This window comes from Pseudomonas reactans, from assembly GCF_013387025.1.
Classification (GTDB): Bacteria; Pseudomonadota; Gammaproteobacteria; order Pseudomonadales; family Pseudomonadaceae; genus Aquipseudomonas; species Aquipseudomonas reactans.
The window spans coordinates 250,505-268,656 of the sequence record NZ_JACAQP010000013.1 but is presented as its reverse complement, the minus strand read 5'-3'; the positions used below and the strand labels follow the sequence as shown (position 1 = coordinate 268,656).

Below are 18,152 nucleotides of genomic sequence, written 5' to 3'. Positions count from 1 at the left end.
CTCAGTCTTCCTTGGCTTCCAGCCCAGTAATTTTTTTCAGCGCGGAGCCTAGCTGGAGGTAGTTGAACTTGACGCCATCGTCCAGATTCAGTTGCACCTGCTCGGTTGCCAGCGGATATAAAGTGTCGCGCTCATAGTCGTCCAGCTCCAGCAGTTGCTTCTTGAGGATCTCAACAGCCTTCTGAGCCTTAGTTTTCTTCGCCTGTTCAGCGTTAGGATTAATGACAATGGTCTGCTGGCGACTAAGCTCATCAGCCAGCTTCTTGCGTAAGTCACGCAGGTACTGCAGTACCACACTCACAGTATCCTGACGGTAGCGGTGCACATAAATGAGCGCACTGAAGGTGCCCTTCGGGCTGGCGAACAGCCAGTAGATCGGACGCTTCTTGTAGCGTTTAACGTGATCGGTGTAGAAGTCTTTGGTAAAGTACTTGCGCACGTCCTTGCCCAACGATGCCTCAATAAAGGCCAGGTTATCTTCGTAGTGCTGTTCGCCAAAGGTCACGCGCAGGAAGGTGCGGAAGCGCTCAGTTACATCATCGGCAAACCACTCGCCATCCAACAGCGGGATGACATTGTCTTCATCCGGCATAAAACGAGGTTCGGGAACTTGGCGCAGGTAGTCGGCAAGCGTATCGCCCTGGTTAGCCAACACCAGTCCCGGCTTGTCCACGCTATAGCGGCCAAACATGCAACCTACAGCATAACTGAGGAACTCGGCTATGGTGTCGGCCTGCAACTGCGCCTCCAACTCGGCATCAGTCTTGTCACCGCCATAGCGGTAGTGCGGGTTACAGGAAAGTGTAATTTCCTGGATGTTGACCCCTGCGTCCAGCTCGTCTTGCAGGCCATAGGCGTCGATGAAAATCTGGTTATTTTCTTGTTCAAGACATTGCATTTGCTCCGTTAACCCACGCAAGTGAGCACGAAGGTTTTTGTAGGTTTCATGCAACGAAGGTTGGTGATGATCGGTGTGCAAGAGTGGCAAGCTGCTGAAATCCCACGACAATTCATAGGCATCCCAGTCCGCTTTAGCTATACCCAATAGATCTTTCATCGGAACAGGCCGATCAGGCGATATAACCGGAATCGCATTAATCCCTATAGAACTGTAATCCAGTGTCGGGCAAAGAATATTCAAAAACGTCTGGGCCACATTACTGTTAAGCATAGAAAACAAGACATCCATGCTTATGGATTTTGGAAAAATGCACGAACCCTTAGTATCAAAAAGAAAGCCTGGCTGATTATATCTAGCAGAAAACAAACCAGAACTAAGAGCTGAATAAGTTATATTTTCAAGGAAATAATACTCTTGATTCTTAAGCCGCCCACCAGGCCTTAGCTTATTTATTTCCTCAACAAACTCTCTGAGTTCCTCACCATTTTTATGCCAGTTTACAACGTACTCATTATTCCCAAACCAACGCCGGAAAGTTCCACCTTTATTATAAGCATACCACGTCTCAGATCGACACGCTGACTCTGTCAAACTTTTACAATCAAAGCATGTTTCATCAATGCTCACCTCATGCCACAAACGCAAGAATCGCCCATTATCTGAAGTCGCCATCCCCTGCTTAGCATCAGCTACATCTCTGAGTTTCTTACTTTTAAAAGCGGAAAATAAATTCTCACTCGCCCAATACGCAATGGGACTCCCCGGAATCTTCTTAAAGTCCGCCGCCGAAGCCCGATAAAAATATTGTTCCATATTCTTTTGATTTCCCTGATTCATTGCTCTCCCCCTTTGGGCAGAGTTTTTCTCGCGTGGCCGGGCACAAAGTCATTCGGTATAGGCCTGAATGTGACGCGCGGCGAGCGACGGATTGACTTAAGCTGACGTAGCGCCTGACTGCCGATGCATTCACTGGCACGTAGCAATGACATAACGTTCATGGCTGTGCTGCTGCAGCGGGCAAACGGATGACAGGCCATTTGGGGAAATTCTCGTTCCAGGTTTCTATATTGAATACCTGACAGTTCACGGCTAGCTGTCGCTTCCAACGGGGTACGGCCTTACCCATAGGGGGCAGCTTTCGCTCGATTTCGTCAGAAAAGTTGGGAAGCAACTCTGCCTCCAACGTGACCAAATTTAAGTAGTGCACGGGCTTATCAAGCCGTGCTTCTGCCCAGCGATAGAGGAACGAATCAAGGAACTTTGCAGCAAACGTACTGCTAAGGCTACCGTCATTAAGCTCAGTTCGGAATTTCTCTAGTCCTTTGGCCTGAGCCTTCGGATTACCTGGATCTTTTATCTCTACAAACACGATAGCCTGCTCGAACTCGACCACAAAATCTACCCGGTGCATCTCTGCGAGACCGTGATAGTTCGGGTGCTCTGGCTTCATTTGATCAAAGACAATGGCATCCACTGCGTCGGTAAAGTCAATCTCAAGATCGCGTTCACGGAGCCTCATTTTCCAAGCCCCCCCATCTTTCGATTGACTTGTTCTTTCGTCAAATCGTTGAAGGTTTCAGCAATCGCATTAGGGATGATTGCACGGTAGTCATCCATGCTATCTACCTTCACCTCACCTGTTTCTGCATCTCGATAAAGGGCATGAAACTTCACATGATCACCCTTGCCCTTGTCCATCAGCAGGTCGATCCACTTCAGCAACACATAGTCATGCGTCGCCAGAATGACTTGCTGACCGTTACGGGAGAGCTCCAGTAAAATTTCCACCAAAAGCTTCATCAGCTTAGGGTTGAGGTTGGATTCGGGCTCATCCCACAGCAACGGGCCACTGACGCCAGGATTCAGAGTGCTATTTGTCAGCAAGCGTTGGAGCACGCCAATCTTACGGAAGCCTTCAGCGGTCATGCCGCTTGATAGCACTGCAGTCTTTGCAGGCACAAACCGAGTAGAGGTCTTTTGAAATACTTGCGGGGCTTTTGTTTCAGCGCTGCTCTGCCCTAACTTTTCAATATACATTCCTGACTGAAAGCGGAATCCTCCGTTTTCCAGTTGGTAGCGACCACCAATCAGATTGGCCAGCTTGGGTACGATACTGTCAAAGCGCGGATCTAAATTGTTCTTGGACTCAGGATCATCCACGCTGTCGCGCAACAGCATCTGCGCCAGATCCAGATAACCGTCATCGAAGATCAACTCGACTGTACGCTGGTCATGGTTCGCATCGGTCATACCGCGCACCAGTGATAACACCTCTTTGGTAGGTACAAATATCGGCTCGGCCCGATAATTTGAATACGCAGAGTTGGAGTTGACGGTAGCTACTTCTGAAGACCCATTGAAAGTAAGGGCAAGTTCTTCGCCTAACGCAAACGTTGCTTTAAGCTGCGCATTCCCACGGGCTCCGGGACGGCGCATGTTGCCTAGCTTGTCATCCAACGGCATGAGAAGCCGCACAAGTTTGCGGGTTAGGCTTAGCGCAAGCTCGTCGCGAGTGCTGCCAATCTGCAAGGCGCCACCCACACACAAGGCATAAACACTTTTGAGAAGCTGGGTTTTACCGTTGCCATTTTCGCCAATGATCACGTTGATCTTGGGGGAAAAATCAATGGCCAGGTCAGTGAAAGCAGTGAAGTTTTTAACTTCGAGGCGGGAAATCATTGGATGGCCTCTCGCTGCTTAACAACCTTCCTATTTCTTTCATTCCGCGGCGGAAACTCAATGGGCTTATTGTCTTCACCGATGTCTTCGTATTCGACATAGCAGTAAGCCCCTCGCGCTTCCGGGCTCCCGCCTTTCTTGCAGACGGTCGCCGCCGTGCCAAAGGCAATGCCCATCACCATGTTGGCCATGTGCGCCATGCACTCGATGGACGTTTCCCGCAGGATTCGTTCGCGCAGCGACTCGTAGGAGGACAGGAACATCCAGCTCTGCATGGTGACCATGGCGCTGTAGCCATGCTTCGGCGTTAGATCAAAACCGCGCTCGATGAACATGGCAAAAAGGTCAGACTTGCTATTGGGGTAGTTTTCCTTGGCCCACGCACCCAGACGGCCATTCATGCCCTTGCCGCCCATATACGGCGGGTTGGCAACCACCACCGCGTAGCGCGGGCTCAAGTAGTCGGTCATTCGCAGCACCTGCAGCACCTTGGCGTGAGTGCTGGCGAGGAACAGGTTGTCCGCTATGTCCTTGGCCTCCAGCACGGGCAACACGTTTTGCACGCCGGTGAGCTTGGGGCGAATCAGCGAGCCAAAGTTGTTGGATTCCTCAAACTGCTTGAGAGTCTCACGCAAGTCGAGGGTAAAGAGGTCGCGCCCTACGGATGCAATGTATTCATCCAGCTCATCGTGGCTGAACTCCACTTTTTCCATCACACAGATGTTTGGCTTGATGGCCTTATTGAAAAAGCGACGCTGTTTGGCGCGGGCTTTCATGGTCAGAGCAAAAGCCGCCAGCTCACCTGCCCGCTCGTCCAGTTCAATCCCGTAAAGGTTGTGGGTGAGGATTTTTTCCGGGATTTCGCTGGGGTCGGTGCCCACTTCTTCGTAAATGGCATAGAGCAGGTCGAAGGCATAGGTGAGCATGTGACCGGAGCCACAAGCCGGGTCACAGACCTTGATGTTTTCCGGGCGATCGATCTTGAGGAAGTCTGTTTCCGCTGCTTCGGGCTTAATGTAATAGTCCATCTGCCCAGCGAGTGCCGAGTTGGGATTATTGAGCATCCATAGCCGGCCCAGAGAGTTTTCCACCAGGTAGCGCACGATCCAGTGCGGGGTGAATAGCTGGGTAGCGGCGGGGATACTTTCAGGATTGATCTTCTGGTTCTTTTTCAGCCCTTCAAACACCGCATCCTTTTTCTCGGAGATGTAGAACTGGTACAGCCAGCCGATGACTTCCACGTCCTGACAGGCGTCGGGATTCATGGCTTCGCGTGTGTAGGCTAATATAGAGTTACCCGAGAGCAAGTCGTCGGGCATCAGCAACTCGGTGTAGTCGGCGATGCGCTCGAACAGGTAAGGCATGGCGCTGTGGAAGGCGTTGCACTCAGCCACTACCAGCAGACGATAGGCTTCCTGCTGCGGATCGTGGCTAGGGGCGTTACCGCTAAGTAGAGCCTGGATCTGCTGGCGGACCTTCTCGGGTACACGCTCGTCGTCGATATGTCCGGCTTTGGCTTCAGCTAGTATTTCCGGCTGGAACTGGCCTTCATCAGCGGGCGATACCACGCGGATACGGGTGTAGCTGTTTACATCCATAAAGCGAAGGGCGCAGAAGCGGTTGAACCAGGTGTAGGCGACCTTGTCGATGAGCTGCTCGTGTCCGCCCGCGGCGATCTGTTTTTCCAGCCGGGCAACGGTTTGCGGATTCTCACGGCGGGCAGCACTGTTGGCATATAGCACTAGGGAGAGCTTGGCGCCCACCTGCTCCAAGAGCAGGCGACGTGCGTGCTGGGCGAACTTCTTGAGTTTGGTGGTTTCCATCATTCTTCTCTTTATAGGCCCGCTCGATTATTTGTGTGGTTTCACGAAAATGATCGGGGCACTTGTCCGTTTTAGATCTGTACGCGGTTGCCTGCTTGGATTTCCTTCAGCCAGGCTTCGCGCTGCTGTCGCAGGTAATCATCCAGCTCAGACTCACTGGCCAGCCAAGGTTTGCTGTAAACCACCTTAATAGTACGTGCGGACACCAGGCGCGATTCGGCCACTTTGGAGGGGGCTGCGCTTGGTGGAGGCGGATAGTCGATGCCCTTATGTCCCGCTGGGGGCGGGGAGACCGGCGGGATTGGATCTGATGCCGGTTGCGGACGAGCCAGTCGCTCCAATTTGAGCAGTAGCTCTGCGTATTGGTTGTCCTCGAAGGCACGCATCTGATCGCGGATCATGGCGATACGCTTCTGCCCTTGCATTGACTGCCGAGCTTCAACAAACGGTGCAGCGAGCTGAGCCTGCTGTTCAGGCTTAAGACTGTCGTACTCGTTGCTCCCCTGCAGACGCAGCTCCAACTCGGCAATCCGGCTGACTGCAGTAGCCTTTTCGCTGGTTAGCTGGTTAGCAATGGCTTGCTGCAGGGCCTCCAGTTGCGGCTTGGCATCCTGCAGGCGGTTGCCTTGCCAGGGTTTATTCTCGGTGAGTAATGCCTTTATCGCTTCAACCTCACCCGTGGCGACATAGGCGAAATTGTCTTCCTGCTCCTGCACCAGTTGGCGAGCCTGATCGTAAATAGCCTTTTGCGGGCTACCCATGAAGCGGCGTAGCGGCTCAATGATCTGCTCTTTGGTGTCGAGCATCGCATCGGAGGTGCGCGACAGATCGGTGAGGAACCAGCTGGCGTTTTTACCGGCGATTTCCTTGAGGGTAGCCATCACGCCGTCCAGCGCGCTGAGGAAACCATACAAGGCTTTTTGCCCATGCAGGTCCGCTAAATCAATCTCCAGCTCTTTGATGGCGTCGATGGTTTCACGCGCCAGAGCGCGGGCTTCGTTGCAGCTGGCGGGGCGGTCGAAAAAGTCGGCAAAGAATTCTTTGAGATGGCGAACCTGGGAGGCGCTGAACTCAATTTGCGGCTCCAGCACCAAGGTGGTGTGAGCGTTGGTGTTGCGCAAGCTGCGCTCTAGGTTGTCGCCTTCCAGCGGGTTGCTGTCCTGCCGCACCTCCACCTTGCCACGTGCGCAAAGCAGCGCGAGGTTACAGAGGATGGCCGCGTAGTACCAACCGTAGCTCTTTCGCTCGAAGCGCTCCAATAGGGTTTTGACCGTGGTGCGCACACCGCTGCGAGCATTACTCTGGATATACGCCAGTAGCTCCTGCTCGGGCTCGGTCAGGCTAGTAGCGTCGTTACCGAGAAGACCGTCCTGGGCTTGGCGAAGGTATTTGCCGATGTCGTTCTCGTTGAACGGCACATCGCGCAACATGCGCAGGTTCGGATAAGTAGTTTCGATCAGTTGGTAGAAGCCTTTGAGAATACGGGCCTGACCGTCGCTGCTGGTGGCCTCCACGTCGGCGGCGTTAATTATCAAGTGCGCTTTGCCAAGCAGCTCCTTGGCACGATCCTGCAGCTCGGCCAAACGTTCGGTGTTCTGGAAACCCTTGGCGTCGATGATGCGTTTGACCGCTTCCTGTTGGGAGCTGCTGTTCTGTCGGATGTATTTCTCAGTGCGCTTGTGCAGGGTGATATCTTGCATGAACCGGGCATCCGCCGGCAGCACCACGCGCAACTCATCACGTCCCATGCTCTGCATGCGCTGCACTGTGAGGTTGTCGAAGTTGTCACTAAGCGGAGTGACAATGTGGATGGCCAACTCAAACTCGCGACTGAGCGAACGGTCGTCCATTTTGCGCGTATAGGCGTAGTCCTGGCCGTTTTCATAGCGGACCTTGCGCTGCTTAATCACACCATCAAACAGCAGAGTTTCCAGCTCCTTGATGACATCGGCAGTTTCGATCTCCGTGTTTTTGATCTCTTCTTCGATGTCCTTCTCTTCGTCGGTCAGGTACTCGTAGAGCTCGCCATTGCGTTGGATGTAAGTTTGCTGCTCCAGCAAGTTAAGTGCCGCTTCCAGCTTCTTGCGTTGGGCTGGAATGTCTTCGCCAAAACGCTCCAGCATTAGCACATTGAGATTGCGTAGAGTAGCCTTGAACTCCTTGACGTACTTGACCAAGAACAATGCTTTGAGCACGCGCACCGCGTATGGGTCGCCAAGGTGCCGCTCTGCATTGTTGATGGCGCTTTGAATAGCGCTTTTCAGCGCGCCGCGAATGCCTTCGAACATGCGTTCGAAGGTAGCCAGCTGGCCGACTGGCTCGTTGTCGATGGCCATGGCCACTTCGCGGAATACGCCGAGCATGGAGCGCTCGCCTACCGAGTTGGCCTTACCCTCAAAGCCGTTGTGCATGGATATGCCACGAATAGCCGACTGAAACAACGGGAACTGGTAAGGCACGAAGGGGTAGCAGTAGGTGAAGTGCTCCAGATCGCGGAAGTTCTGGTAGTGCTGGCCGCCATCAGTAAACTCGAACAGGGTTTTAAAGTTGTTGTACTGCTGGTCGTACACAGTTTTCAGCAGGTCGGCACCTATATCGTTTTTGGTCAGCAGGCGTTTCTGAATTACCTCAGCCACGTCGGCACTGGTGAGCTTGAGACGGTTGGCAAAGCGGGCCTGGATCTTGGTGAAGTCGTTGCTTTGCTGCTTGCTCATATCGCCCATCACGGAGTCCATATCCTCCTGTGCGGTGACGAAGACCCACGCCCTACCTTCGCACTTGGTGGCCAGACTTTCAGCCACGGTTTGCAGGTTGGTCATGAGTTTTGTGTTGTCGGCAATGTACTGGCCGACCTCATCGACAAAGAAATTTAGGCGGAAGTTGGACGGCTGTTTGTCCAGCCATTCCTTGACCTGATTGCCGAAGTCTTCAATGGAAACGCTGTGTTGAGCGCGGTATTTATCGAGGATGCCCTTGGCCAGCGCCAAGTCTTCGTCGGTGATCTGGGCGTAGGCCTTGGCGATATTGCCTGTCTCCAGCAGCGCCTGCTCACGACCACGCTCCCAGGGCTTATTGGCGATGCTCTGATAGGCTTCCTTGAACGGTTGGAACAGTTCGCGACTGTCCAGGTCGCGCTCAAACTGGGCAATGTAGCCCTGCTTGCCGTAATAACCACACATCTCGTTGAATACTTTGACGAACACCGAGAGCAAGGCGTCGACCTGGGTCTTGCTGATGATGTCGGCCTTTTGGTCGATGTTGAACAGGATGCTTTTCGACGGGATGGCGACAGCTTTCTTGAGCTGGGCGCGCAACAGCTCGTCGTCGTCCTTGATCTTGGGTAGGAAGATGTCCAGTGCAGTACTGCCGTCGACCTGGCGATTTTCCAGCAGCAGGGCAAGCATTTTCAGCAGGTGCGACTTACCCGAGCCGAAGAAGCCGGAGACCCAGACGCCATTGGCATGGTGGTAGTCGGTATAGGCATCGAGGAAGTGCTCCAGACGCTTGGCGACTTCATCAGTCAGGACGTATTCACTGAGCTCGTTGAACAAGCTAGCTTCGTCGTCGGCCTTGATGACGCCCTCAATCGGGCGACTGACTGGGCTCTTGAAAATTCCGTTGAGTTTCATCGACTGCTTCCTTACACCTGAGACTCGAAAATATTGAATGCGCGGTAGTACTTGTCATCGTGCAGCAAGCCAAACAGCTCCAGAGACGCGCCCTGCTCCAGCGAATGCCGATACTCACCGGGGAAGAACATCACCGTAGGTTTGTCCTTGGCCGTGCTTTGTAAATTGTTGAGTACGTTGTGCGAGCGAATATAGGGGAACACTTCACCTATGCCGGAGAGGAAAAGCACGTCGTAATCCGTCTGTGCAATACGTTCGCCAATAGCCGGGACCAGGTGTTCCTTGATATCCAATACACCTTGCAAAAGCTCCAGCAGACCTTCTTTTTCCACATCGGGCTCAACCGCCCGGATCTGCTCCCACAAGCTGACACCTTCGTCACTGCCCTCACGAGCCTTTAGCAAGTCGATGGTCAGGTCGTACAGGCTGACTTCCAGTACCTTCACACCACGTCCCTGCAAACAATCGACACGCAGGCCGGCCAGCGTGTTGACCAGTTGCCGCTGCATGCGTTGTATCTCAAAGGCTTCAGCCGCCTTGAATTCGCAGATGTAGAACGGCAGATCATTATTCAGCCCTTTCATTTCCAGAAAGCGTTGACCACTCATGACGTTCAATAGGTGTTCAAAGCGGACTGCCAGCGGCTGCTGACTGATTTTTTGGCTCATTGCAGCCACCTTTTAAGTTCATGGTCAGTTGCCGGGAAAATCAGCAATTGCTCGTTATCGTGGCGAGCCAGTAAATGGGCCAGCGCTGGAGTTATCAACACAGGCTGAATCTGGTGCTGTGCGCTGATCAAGTCGGCATCCCGCAACATGCGGAACAGGTTTTGCCGCAATTTGCTTTGCGTGGACGCAGCCAATTCATCCAGCTCGGCATGCCACAAAGCTTTGGCGTTGCAGAAGGCATCGTAATCGCTTGTCGTGAGTTGGCGGCGCATAAGCAGGTAATGCTCGCGCAGAACTTCGCGAGCGAAGTCGCGGATGAACGCATAGCGCCGGCAAGTTGCAGCCCACAGAAGGTAGCCTTGCTCACGCAGGCTGCCATCCACCAAAAACTCCAGTTCCTCTGGATCCAAAAGCTCCAGACGCGCGATCAACTCCTTACTGATACGTGTCGCAGCAGCTGCTGTACGAACTTGCAACAGATTCTCACCCCGCACCTGCTCCCGTGTTTGCTTCCAATCACGCAGCTTTAGATAGCTCTCCACAACCAGCGGTGCTTCCTGCAAAAACAGGCCACCGGTAGTGAAAGAAAGACGATAACGCTCAGCCATCGCTTCGCGCCTGCTGCGATTCGTCACTGGCTCCGCCAGCTTTGACCCAGGTATCCACCTCAACCTTCTGGAACTTCCACAACCGACCGACCTTGTGGGCTGGCATGCTGCGTTTGGAAATCCATGCATAAACGGTGTCCTTGCTAACGCCGAGGTGTTCGGCAATTTCATCAACACTGTGCCAACGATCTGTCATAGCTAAATCTGCCGATAAAAAACGTGCTGATATTAGCCGTTTTTGTCGGTTTTAATAAGGTTAAAGCTGCTTCTCAGGATTAATGCCTGACAAATGCCTGTGCCACTTCAAGATGGCTTCAAAGGGCAGCCTAGCGAGTTTGCTTTGGTAAGCCTACGCAGCGAATAGCTCAGTGGCGAAATGAAAATGCGTCGCCATCAGTTCCCTCACCCGCCGGGATACATCTGCTCGATCAGCTGATCGAACTCTCCGCCATACCCACAGTAATCACGCGGAACGCGTTCGATATCCTCGGCCATTTGCTCGATCACCTCACGCAATTCCAACTGTCCAAACCATCGAACTGGAATCGCCGCTGCACCATACTGAGCACCCAACAGGTGCCCGGCTATCAGCCCGGTGCTGTCGCTATCGCCACCGTGATTCACTGCCGTGATCACGCCCTCCTCAAACGAGCTCGCCGTCAGGGCGCACCAAAGACCAATTGCCAGCGACTCTTCAGCGACCCAACCGCCACCGAGTTCGTCGATGCGTTGCGGGGTGGGCTGGTATCCTTCATAGAAGAAAAACAGCACACGTTCGATAAGACTGCGGGTTTCTTCCATACCGGGCTCTTGCCCGTATTTGGCCAGGCTTTCGGTGATTGCGTGTTCGAGGCTGTCTTGCCGGTCAACCATCCGCTGCAGGATGTCAGCGAATAGCCCTGCCGCAAGGTAACCGCTGGGGTGCCCGTGAGTCAGGCGCCCGGACTGGGCAGCGTAGTCGAAGGCGTTGGCAAAGAATGCACAGGGCGCTACGCGCATCACAGCGCCACAGCCTTTACTGTTGTTTTCGGCGACTGCGCCTAGACGTGGACTGACTTTGAGTGCATTGAGGCAGGTAGTGCCAGGGGCACGCCGAGACCAAAGTTCTGGCTGCTCGATCAGCCCCCCGTCCGTGCTGACCGGAATCGCCGTAGGGTAATCCTGGGTCATCAACCAGCGCAGCAACGCATGATGGATAATGCTGGGAACGTGGCAAATCCCTCGCGAACTGCCGCACACATAAGCCCGCAGCAAGCCTTCGGCCGTGAAGAGCATCATCTGCGTGTCGTCGGTGATGGCACCGGTGATACCGAAAGTTGGGGAAAAATCAACGATTCCCTGTGGACCGAATTTAGCTTCGATTGCAGGCCAATCGAGGAACTCTACCGCGGCGCCCAACGCATCTCCGACGGCACCACCCAGAAGGCAGCCTTTGATCCTTTCAAGTCTGTTCATATCCTTCTCCTTCACACTGCTGGTATCAATTCTTGCAAAATCACGAGCTTTCTTTGCAACTGCTCGATGTGCGCTTTCTCAGCGCGTAGAGCCGAGCGCAGCTCCCGGTTCTCCATTTCGCAGATCCGTGCCCAACGCGCGCTCTTTTGATATCCAAGAGCCATTTGCCAGAGTTCACGCAACCTCAGGTACTGCAGCAGAAGCACCAGCAGGATTGCCCCCATCATCAGCAAAGCACCTGTCGAAACCGCTTCCGACATACTCATGTCCACTTCCTTCCGTGAGTTCGATAAATCTCGAAGACAGACACAAGATATGTAGTGTTATACGACAGGTCTAGAATGTAGACTTATACAGGTAAAGTATTCACGCACATGGAGCGGTCATGAAACGCAAACAAGACATCAAGCAAGTTCGCTGGGATCTGGCACTTCGCTATCGTCTGATCGAGACTGTCGCCTGGTGGGAAGGCCGGCTGACCACAGTGCACCTGATCCAAAGCTTCGGGATCAGTCGTCAGCAGGCGTCCAAGGACATCAACACTTACATCACCGAACATGCGCCTAAAAACCTTACATATGACAAGCAGCTGAAGGGCTACGTCCCCAGCAAACAGTTCAAGCCATTGTTCATCGACGACAGCGCCAGCGCTTATCTGCACCTGCTGAACCAGACCCATTCCCGTGCACCGCATGTGGAAGGTTTGGCCTTGGCGTATGCCCACACCATGGTTCTGGAGGTGCCGGACCGGACGATTCGACCTGAAGTATTGCGTCCATTGCTTAAGGCATGCCGCGACAGCGAGGTTATTGAAGTCGCATACGTTTCACTCGCTAACCCGGCTCCAGAAACTCGCTTGATTGCACCACACACACTGATTTACACCGGTATGCGTTGGCATGTGCGGGCGTATTGCGAGAAGAATCGTGAATACCGGGATTTTGTGCTGAGTCGTCTGCGCGGCCAACCGGAGTTCGAACGCAAGACCGAGAACCTCATCGACGAGGATGAAGACTGGAACACCAAGGTAGCCGTGATCATCGAACCCGACTCAAGGCTCAAGCCAGAACAGAAGGCAATCATCGAAGCCGATTTCGGCATGGAGGATGGTGTGCTGGTCATTCCGACACGCCGCGCCTTGGTCAAGTATGTGTTGCAGCGTTTTCAAATCGATCCGAAAAAGCTCGACCCCAAAGCGGCGGCGCAGCAGATCGTGGTGAGGAATCTGGATGAGTTGAAGCCTTGGCTTTATGAGTGACTCAACCCGGCATTTTAATTCGTGACGCACTGCATCACGAATTAATTGAACCTCCGAGATGGAAGAATAATAGGCGTGACTCTGGGCTCTCTGGAAGCATTCGCCCCGTCCTATGTCCGGAGCGAATGTTGAGATGAGATGCGTTAAGGACCAGATCAGTCTTGCGGGCGCAGTTCAATCAGTGCCTGTTCGAACAGAATTCTATCGTTCTCTGCGGCCTTGTCTTGTTGCACCAGAGCCTGGCTTTGCGCGTCGATCCACTCATCCATAGGTTTGAACACCTGCTCAACCACCAGAGTGATTTGGAACTGGTAGGCCTGACGCAAATCGTGGACAAACGAACTGGCAGAGTCGTCGATGGCTTTGGTACGACGAGCTTGCGCTGCCTTCTCCGCATTCTCTGTACGAATAGCCTGGTAGATGTCGTACAACGCCACGCCGACCTGTACCAAAGGCCCCGCCCAGCGACCCGCTGTACTGGCCCAGCGTCCCATGGTCTTGGGGCCAATACCTTTGAACAGTTTGGGCAGAAACTCTTTTCCTAGCTCCAGTGCCGCTTTCACTCCCTGTTCAGTCATGTCCTTGACATTACCCATGGGGACTTTCTTCAAGGCATCCTTGATGGCTGGCGACAGGATGCTTTCACCAGCATCCTGCGGCGCATCCAGATCCGCATTCAGCATGGCGTCAGCGTGTCGGAGAGTGGACTCGGCCAGTTTCTCACCGATTTCACCCAGGCTCTGCTGAGTCTTGGGCAGCTCGTACTCCAGCGTGCGCATCAGTTTGTCGCCCAGAGACTGGACAACTTCTGCCGCCCCCTCTTCCATCGCCTGGTTGGTGTCACCCCTGACTTGTCCTTCTGCTACTGAAGTAATCAGACTGACAATTGCCTGCTTTGCGCTACGACAATCGCGATCCAGGTGATCGTTTAGGCATGCAGTCAGACGGCTGCGCTCGTTTTCAATCTGCAGTTTGGCTTTCGTCAGCGCTTCAGCCTGACGGTCATTGCCGGCCTGCACCAACCGCAAATTGGCTTGTTCGATCGCAACCACCAGGTCTTTGCGACAAGCCGCGAAGATTGTCCCGGTGTCGCTTTGCTCAAGGAAGTCACCCAGCGCCTCCTCCAAGTCAAGAATGCCGCTGGCGCTTACCAGCGGCGCCTTGTCTTCGAGTCGTCCTTTGAGGGCGCTTCTGGCATTGACCCATTGCACCGGGACCTTGTCCAGAATGTTTTCAATACCGCGCTCACTCGCCGCACGCTGCAGATGAATGCGCAGGCGATCGGTGATGCCGACATAATCGCGATCGCCGACCGTAATACCTGCCTTGTTGTTGACGATGAGCATTAACCGGCGCTCTGAAGCGACGATATCGACCAGCCGCTCCCAGGTTTTCGCTTCGTCGGTGGCACCGCCTGCAGCGACCACGAACAACACAACTTCGCTATTTTGCAGCTGGTTCTCAGCCACCTCTTCATGCTCGATCGGCGCGTCGATGCCAGGTGTGTCGAGCAGCGTGTAATTGCCCCAGCGGTACTCAGTTACCGCGGCCGTTTCCGGTCGATCCGCCATCTTGGCATCTGCCCGCCCCATCAAGGCATTGAGCAGGGTACTTTTGCCAGCGTTGTAGTTGCCGTAGACCATGATTCGAGGGTGTAACTGCTCAGCCTTGGTCTGCAACCGGGCTCCCAGCTCATCACGTTGTTGTTCGGACAGCCAACGGCCCAGCGGGGTGCTGACCCGTTCATAGGTGTGGATAACCCGTGCGAAGTCAGGCAATGCCATGGGACAGCTCCTTTTCGATTTCCTGAATTTGAGTAAGCGTGTGCTGGCGCATCTCTTTTAATGCGCTGTGGAAGTTTTTCAACCAGTCGGCAATGTCGATAAAGCACAATTGGTCCAGTTGCTCATACAGGACATTCAGCCGGTTCTCGGCAAGCTCAAGCAACTGTTCGCGGGTCCCCAGTGAAACTTCGTCGCGGTTGTCGCCCACAGCCACTTCGATTTCTTCAGTGGTATTGAAGTATTCGCCCGCTGCGCCCCCAGCCTTGTTTCCCGCCCAGGCTCCAAGTGCGCCACCGATCAGGCCACCGATGACCGTCCCCACACCTGGCATAATCAAAGTGCCTAGAGCTGCCCCACCTTCAGCGCCCCCCCAGGCACCGAATCCTGCCCCGCCGGCCCTGCCGAATGACTCATTGCGGCGGGAGTCGAATTTGATCTTTTCAACGCGCTCTGAAAACTGAGGGGCTTCTCGGGCGACAGGTCCAACCGCCTGGTCCTGAATTTCAATGTTTTCGAATTTCTGGCCAATCGAATCACACAGTTCGCTGGCGTAATGCTGGAAAGCATGATCGAGCAATTTACGGCAGGCTTCAGAAAAAGCCTGGTCGTTCATCGCATATTGATCGGCATACTTTTCGATCTGACCCGGTAATTCTTTTCTGAGCTGGCTCAGAATATGATCGACGCTCAGCTTCAGGTCCTTACGCGCGGCGCTCAGCCCTGTTCTGATATCAACCAGCTCTTTTTCCAGCTGATCCGTCGATTCGGCCAGCTTGATGCAGAACGCCTGCAGATTCTTCAAGGGTGTCTGGCGCTTGAGGGCGAGCCCACTGGAACGGGCTATGTTGCCAATATCTGCGGCGAAGTCGGCCAGCCCACTGTCCTGCCAGCGTTGCGCCTGCTCCTGGGGGCCACCTTCCTCGGCATAACGCACCGAAATCGAGTGAATATTGATTTGATTCAGGAGCGATTGTGCTGATGGGTCAATCTTGGCCAGCTCCGACCCGACGTAACCAATCTGGTCATCACGATCGGATCGCGCCTTCATCACCCGTTGGTTAACCAAGTTACCCAAGTCATCAACATCCTCCTCAATCACATCGCTGCCAGTGATAAGCACCATGAGGTTTTTCTTTTTCTGGAGCAGCCCGACGACCTCATTCATATCGGAGTGCCGGCCAGGACTGCTAGAGTTGCTCAGGAATACGATCAGGTCGGCACACGCGACATAGTCGTCGGCCAACCGGCCGTTGACGCTGTTGACCGAGTGAACCCCCGGGGAATCGACCCAGGTCATGCCCGGCAACCTGAAACCCTGGATAGAGCTGGTCGCTTCCACCACGTCGACGCCAAAGCATCGCTGCTTGCTCATCAACTCTGCGGACATGGTTTCTGCAGTCCCGGTACTTTCGCGCCAGAAAAACTCGGGGCGAGGGGAAGCGCTGTCGATCAAGGCCGCGTCCGGAGCAGAGTTCCCGTAGGCGAGATAATTCCCCAGGGAGGATTTTCCAGCTTTGACCTTGCCGTAGACAAAGATCAGTAGCGAGTCATCGAAGTCCTTGCGAAACGAAGTATTGCGCTCATAGTTTTCGACATTCCTGATCCAGGCATCAAGCTGACTGTCGAGCCCCTGCTGACAGCGCTCAGCCATATCCTGCAACGGGTGACGCTGCTCAAGCGGGCTTTCACGCCAAGGCGAAGTCTTGCGCGCGTCGTCAAGCTTCTTCAGCTGAGCCTTGAGGACATTTTCCCGGCGATCGATCTGGCGTTTGACCTGATCGAACTCACCGGCAATCCCGGCGAAGACATTTAACAAATCATTTCTGTTGGCGTGGCGGTCTGTCATCGTGACTTATCCCAGCAATTCTTCTTTCAGGCGCTGAAGTCCCGTGATTTCTTTCTGAAGCGCGTGCGCATGGACAGCTTGCTTGACCCAGATCGGGCTGAAGGTTACACCGGGGGCAATTGCCTCCAGGTGCTTCAACATGGTTTTTGGTTTGCTCGGCACCTTCTTGATTGCAAAGGCACGAAGGCTGTCAACGCTGACGTGCAACGCGCCCTCGTCGGCTCGATAGAGCACGGCGGGGTGCGTCGCAAACAAATCGTTCAGTTGGCCATCAACGTCGGCAACCAGTTGAGCCTTACGTTTTTCCAGGTCTGCCTGTTTGCGACGAGCAATGGCCTGTGCTTCGGCCTCACGGGCCTGAATGCGTGCCCGGCGTTCAGCCTCTTCTTTTTCTTCATCGTCGGAGCTAGTGAGGGCCGCAGCCACGGCGCCGATCACGGGTACCACCAAAAACCACCACATAGCAATGCTCTCTCAATCGGATTCAAGGGTTTCGTAGCGACTGATGCGTTCTCGGGTCGTGCTGACCAACTGATTCACACTCTGGCTCAACACTAGAAAAGCTTGTGATTGTTTGGCTTCGACGGCAGCCAGTGCGCGTTCACGCTTGGCGATGGCCTTATCGACAATGGCCTCCAACTTACCCAGACGCTGCTGATCTCGCGTACGGCGCACGGCGTGCAGTTCGCTTTCGGTGCGCTCGACAAATGCCTTCAAGTGCTGGTGCAGCAGGTTGATACCACTATGTTCGATAAGGGCGGGCTTTTGCTCCAACACGCCTTTGCGGTATGTCGTGAACGAGGTCGGGATCAACGTGCGAGGTGCCTTGAACAACGCCGAGAGGATGGCGCTGATTGCGTCCAGGCGATCCTGCCTTTGCTCCGACGCACTTTCGGCATGGGTCAGAACGACCAGTAAGCTGTCTTCGATATCAGGACGCCGCCGTTTCAATTCCTTAAGGAAGTTGATTTCTACGGTTTCCAGAGTGCCCGTGCCCAGGTTGTGGGCGAACAGGATAATGTCGGCAGTCGCCAAGCCACGCCAGGCGTGCTGGTCATCCTCGTTATTGGCGTCAATACCCGGAGTGTCTACGTAAGTAATCCCTCCATGGGTTAAGGTTTGCACCGTCTTAGTCGAGCGCACTGCTTTGGTTTCGAAGAATTCGTTTTCAAGATGGCCGGTCAATGCATTGAGCAGTGCGCTCTTGCCAGCGTTCATCAGACCACAGACCGCTATACGCAAAGTCCGGTCGACGGTCTTTCCCTCTTGACGCTCCTGATACAAACGCGCGAATTCAGCTGACTCGCGATTGAGCTGAATCAGCCAATTTTCAGCTGGCATGAAATGTCCTTATTGCAGTGTCGGAAGCGCTGGCGCATCCGGGATCAAACACAAGTTGCCCCCAAGTCATAACGTTCAGCGCGCACACTAGCGCCTGAACACCTGCAACCCGGATCATCCTTCAAGCGATATCACTTTGCCATGCCTTGATAACCTGTCA

The 18,152-nt window shown here is 54.1% G+C and carries 14 protein-coding genes and 1 pseudogene; 1 reads left to right on the top strand and 14 read right to left on the bottom strand.

The window, feature by feature from the left end; all coding sequences use genetic code 11:
• Position 1: 1 nt before the first annotated feature.
• The 10 genes and pseudogenes from pglX (HX793_RS16335) to HX793_RS16290 all read right to left on the bottom strand — a co-directional run.
• Positions 2-1,747 (bottom strand): annotated as a pseudogene (gene pglX, locus HX793_RS16335) (BREX-1 system adenine-specific DNA-methyltransferase PglX); the annotation flags it as partial.
• Between the two features lie 148 nt (positions 1,748-1,895).
• The gene (locus HX793_RS16330) at positions 1,896-2,420 is read right to left on the bottom strand and encodes a hypothetical protein (RefSeq protein ID WP_177095191.1); all 525 of its coding nucleotides are present in this window, start codon (positions 2,418-2,420) and stop codon (positions 1,896-1,898) included.
• Positions 2,417-3,580 (bottom strand): AAA family ATPase, encoded by a 1,164-nt coding sequence (locus HX793_RS16325; RefSeq protein WP_177095193.1) that lies wholly within the window; start codon positions 3,578-3,580, stop codon positions 2,417-2,419. Before HX793_RS16325 ends, HX793_RS16330 begins: the two co-directional genes overlap by 4 nt.
• Complete coding sequence (gene pglX / locus HX793_RS16320) at positions 3,577-5,403, bottom strand: BREX-1 system adenine-specific DNA-methyltransferase PglX (protein ID WP_177095195.1); 1,827 nt, start codon at positions 5,401-5,403, stop codon at positions 3,577-3,579. Before pglX (HX793_RS16320) ends, HX793_RS16325 begins: the two co-directional genes overlap by 4 nt.
• Positions 5,404-5,474: 71 nt before the next feature.
• On the bottom strand, positions 5,475-9,032 hold the full coding sequence (gene brxC / locus HX793_RS16315; RefSeq protein ID WP_177095197.1) for a BREX system P-loop protein BrxC: 3,558 nt from the start codon (positions 9,030-9,032) through the stop codon (positions 5,475-5,477).
• Between the two features lie 11 nt (positions 9,033-9,043).
• Positions 9,044-9,700, bottom strand: coding sequence for a DUF1788 domain-containing protein (locus HX793_RS16310; RefSeq protein WP_010463597.1), 657 nt, complete (start codon positions 9,698-9,700; stop codon positions 9,044-9,046).
• Positions 9,697-10,308 (bottom strand): DUF1819 family protein, encoded by a 612-nt coding sequence (locus HX793_RS16305; RefSeq protein WP_177095199.1) that lies wholly within the window; start codon positions 10,306-10,308, stop codon positions 9,697-9,699. Before HX793_RS16305 ends, HX793_RS16310 begins: the two co-directional genes overlap by 4 nt.
• Positions 10,301-10,504: a helix-turn-helix domain-containing protein gene (locus tag HX793_RS16300; RefSeq protein ID WP_177095201.1), complete on the bottom strand. Its 204-nt coding sequence runs from the start codon at positions 10,502-10,504 to the stop codon at positions 10,301-10,303. The genes HX793_RS16305 and HX793_RS16300 overlap by 8 nt, the downstream gene beginning before the upstream one ends.
• A 206-nt stretch (positions 10,505-10,710) precedes the next feature.
• Positions 10,711-11,763 carry an ADP-ribosylglycohydrolase family protein gene (locus HX793_RS16295; RefSeq protein WP_177095203.1) on the bottom strand — a complete coding sequence of 351 codons (1,053 nt, stop codon included), beginning with the start codon at positions 11,761-11,763 and terminating at the stop codon, positions 10,711-10,713.
• A gap of 11 nt (positions 11,764-11,774) precedes the next feature.
• Complete coding sequence (locus HX793_RS16290; RefSeq protein WP_137806516.1) at positions 11,775-12,029, bottom strand: hypothetical protein; 255 nt, start codon at positions 12,027-12,029, stop codon at positions 11,775-11,777.
• A 119-nt stretch (positions 12,030-12,148) separates the two neighbouring features.
• Between HX793_RS16290 and HX793_RS16285 the strand changes: the two genes are divergently transcribed.
• Positions 12,149-13,021: a BrxR family helix-turn-helix transcriptional regulator gene (locus tag HX793_RS16285; RefSeq protein WP_010463608.1), complete on the top strand. Its 873-nt coding sequence runs from the start codon at positions 12,149-12,151 to the stop codon at positions 13,019-13,021.
• 155 nt (positions 13,022-13,176) lie between these two features.
• On the opposite strand, the gene HX793_RS16280 is transcribed toward HX793_RS16285, so the two are convergent.
• From HX793_RS16280 to HX793_RS16265, 4 genes are read right to left on the bottom strand one after another with little or no spacing between them, the layout of a single operon-like run.
• Positions 13,177-14,805, bottom strand: a complete 1,629-nt coding sequence (locus HX793_RS16280; RefSeq protein WP_177095211.1) for a GTPase — start codon at positions 14,803-14,805, stop codon at positions 13,177-13,179.
• Complete coding sequence (locus HX793_RS16275; protein WP_177095213.1) at positions 14,792-16,651, bottom strand: P-loop NTPase family protein; 1,860 nt, start codon at positions 16,649-16,651, stop codon at positions 14,792-14,794. Before HX793_RS16275 ends, HX793_RS16280 begins: the two co-directional genes overlap by 14 nt.
• A 6-nt stretch (positions 16,652-16,657) precedes the next feature.
• Complete coding sequence (locus HX793_RS16270) at positions 16,658-17,113, bottom strand: hypothetical protein (protein WP_177095215.1); 456 nt, start codon at positions 17,111-17,113, stop codon at positions 16,658-16,660.
• A 12-nt stretch (positions 17,114-17,125) separates the two neighbouring features.
• Entirely contained in the window at positions 17,126-17,992 is an 867-nt protein-coding gene (locus tag HX793_RS16265) for a GTPase (RefSeq protein ID WP_052915314.1), read from the bottom strand.
• Between the last annotated feature and the right edge of the window lie 160 nt (positions 17,993-18,152).

Excerpts from the sequence above, each read along its gene's own strand:
- HX793_RS16300 (WP_177095201.1), bottom strand. The coding sequence starts at position 10,504 with ATGACAGATCGTTGGCACAGTGTTGATGAAATTGCCGAACACCTCGGC.
- HX793_RS16305 (WP_177095199.1), bottom strand. The coding sequence starts at position 10,308 with ATGGCTGAGCGTTATCGTCTTTCTTTCACTACCGGTGGCCTGTTTTTG.
- HX793_RS16275 (WP_177095213.1), bottom strand. The coding sequence starts at position 16,651 with ATGACAGACCGCCACGCCAACAGAAATGATTTGTTAAATGTCTTCGCC.
- pglX (WP_177095195.1), bottom strand. The coding sequence starts at position 5,403 with ATGGAAACCACCAAACTCAAGAAGTTCGCCCAGCACGCACGTCGCCTG.
- brxC (WP_177095197.1), bottom strand. The coding sequence starts at position 9,032 with ATGAAACTCAACGGAATTTTCAAGAGCCCAGTCAGTCGCCCGATTGAG.
- HX793_RS16265 (WP_052915314.1), bottom strand. The coding sequence starts at position 17,992 with ATGCCAGCTGAAAATTGGCTGATTCAGCTCAATCGCGAGTCAGCTGAA.
- HX793_RS16270 (WP_177095215.1), bottom strand. The coding sequence starts at position 17,113 with ATGTGGTGGTTTTTGGTGGTACCCGTGATCGGCGCCGTGGCTGCGGCC.
- HX793_RS16280 (WP_177095211.1), bottom strand. The coding sequence starts at position 14,805 with ATGGCATTGCCTGACTTCGCACGGGTTATCCACACCTATGAACGGGTC.
- HX793_RS16295 (WP_177095203.1), bottom strand. The coding sequence starts at position 11,763 with ATGAACAGACTTGAAAGGATCAAAGGCTGCCTTCTGGGTGGTGCCGTC.
- HX793_RS16310 (WP_010463597.1), bottom strand. The coding sequence starts at position 9,700 with ATGAGCCAAAAAATCAGTCAGCAGCCGCTGGCAGTCCGCTTTGAACAC.
- HX793_RS16285 (WP_010463608.1), top strand. The coding sequence starts at position 12,149 with ATGAAACGCAAACAAGACATCAAGCAAGTTCGCTGGGATCTGGCACTT.
- HX793_RS16330 (WP_177095191.1), bottom strand. The coding sequence starts at position 2,420 with ATGAGGCTCCGTGAACGCGATCTTGAGATTGACTTTACCGACGCAGTG.
- HX793_RS16325 (WP_177095193.1), bottom strand. The coding sequence starts at position 3,580 with ATGATTTCCCGCCTCGAAGTTAAAAACTTCACTGCTTTCACTGACCTG.
- HX793_RS16290 (WP_137806516.1), bottom strand. The coding sequence starts at position 12,029 with ATGAGTATGTCGGAAGCGGTTTCGACAGGTGCTTTGCTGATGATGGGG.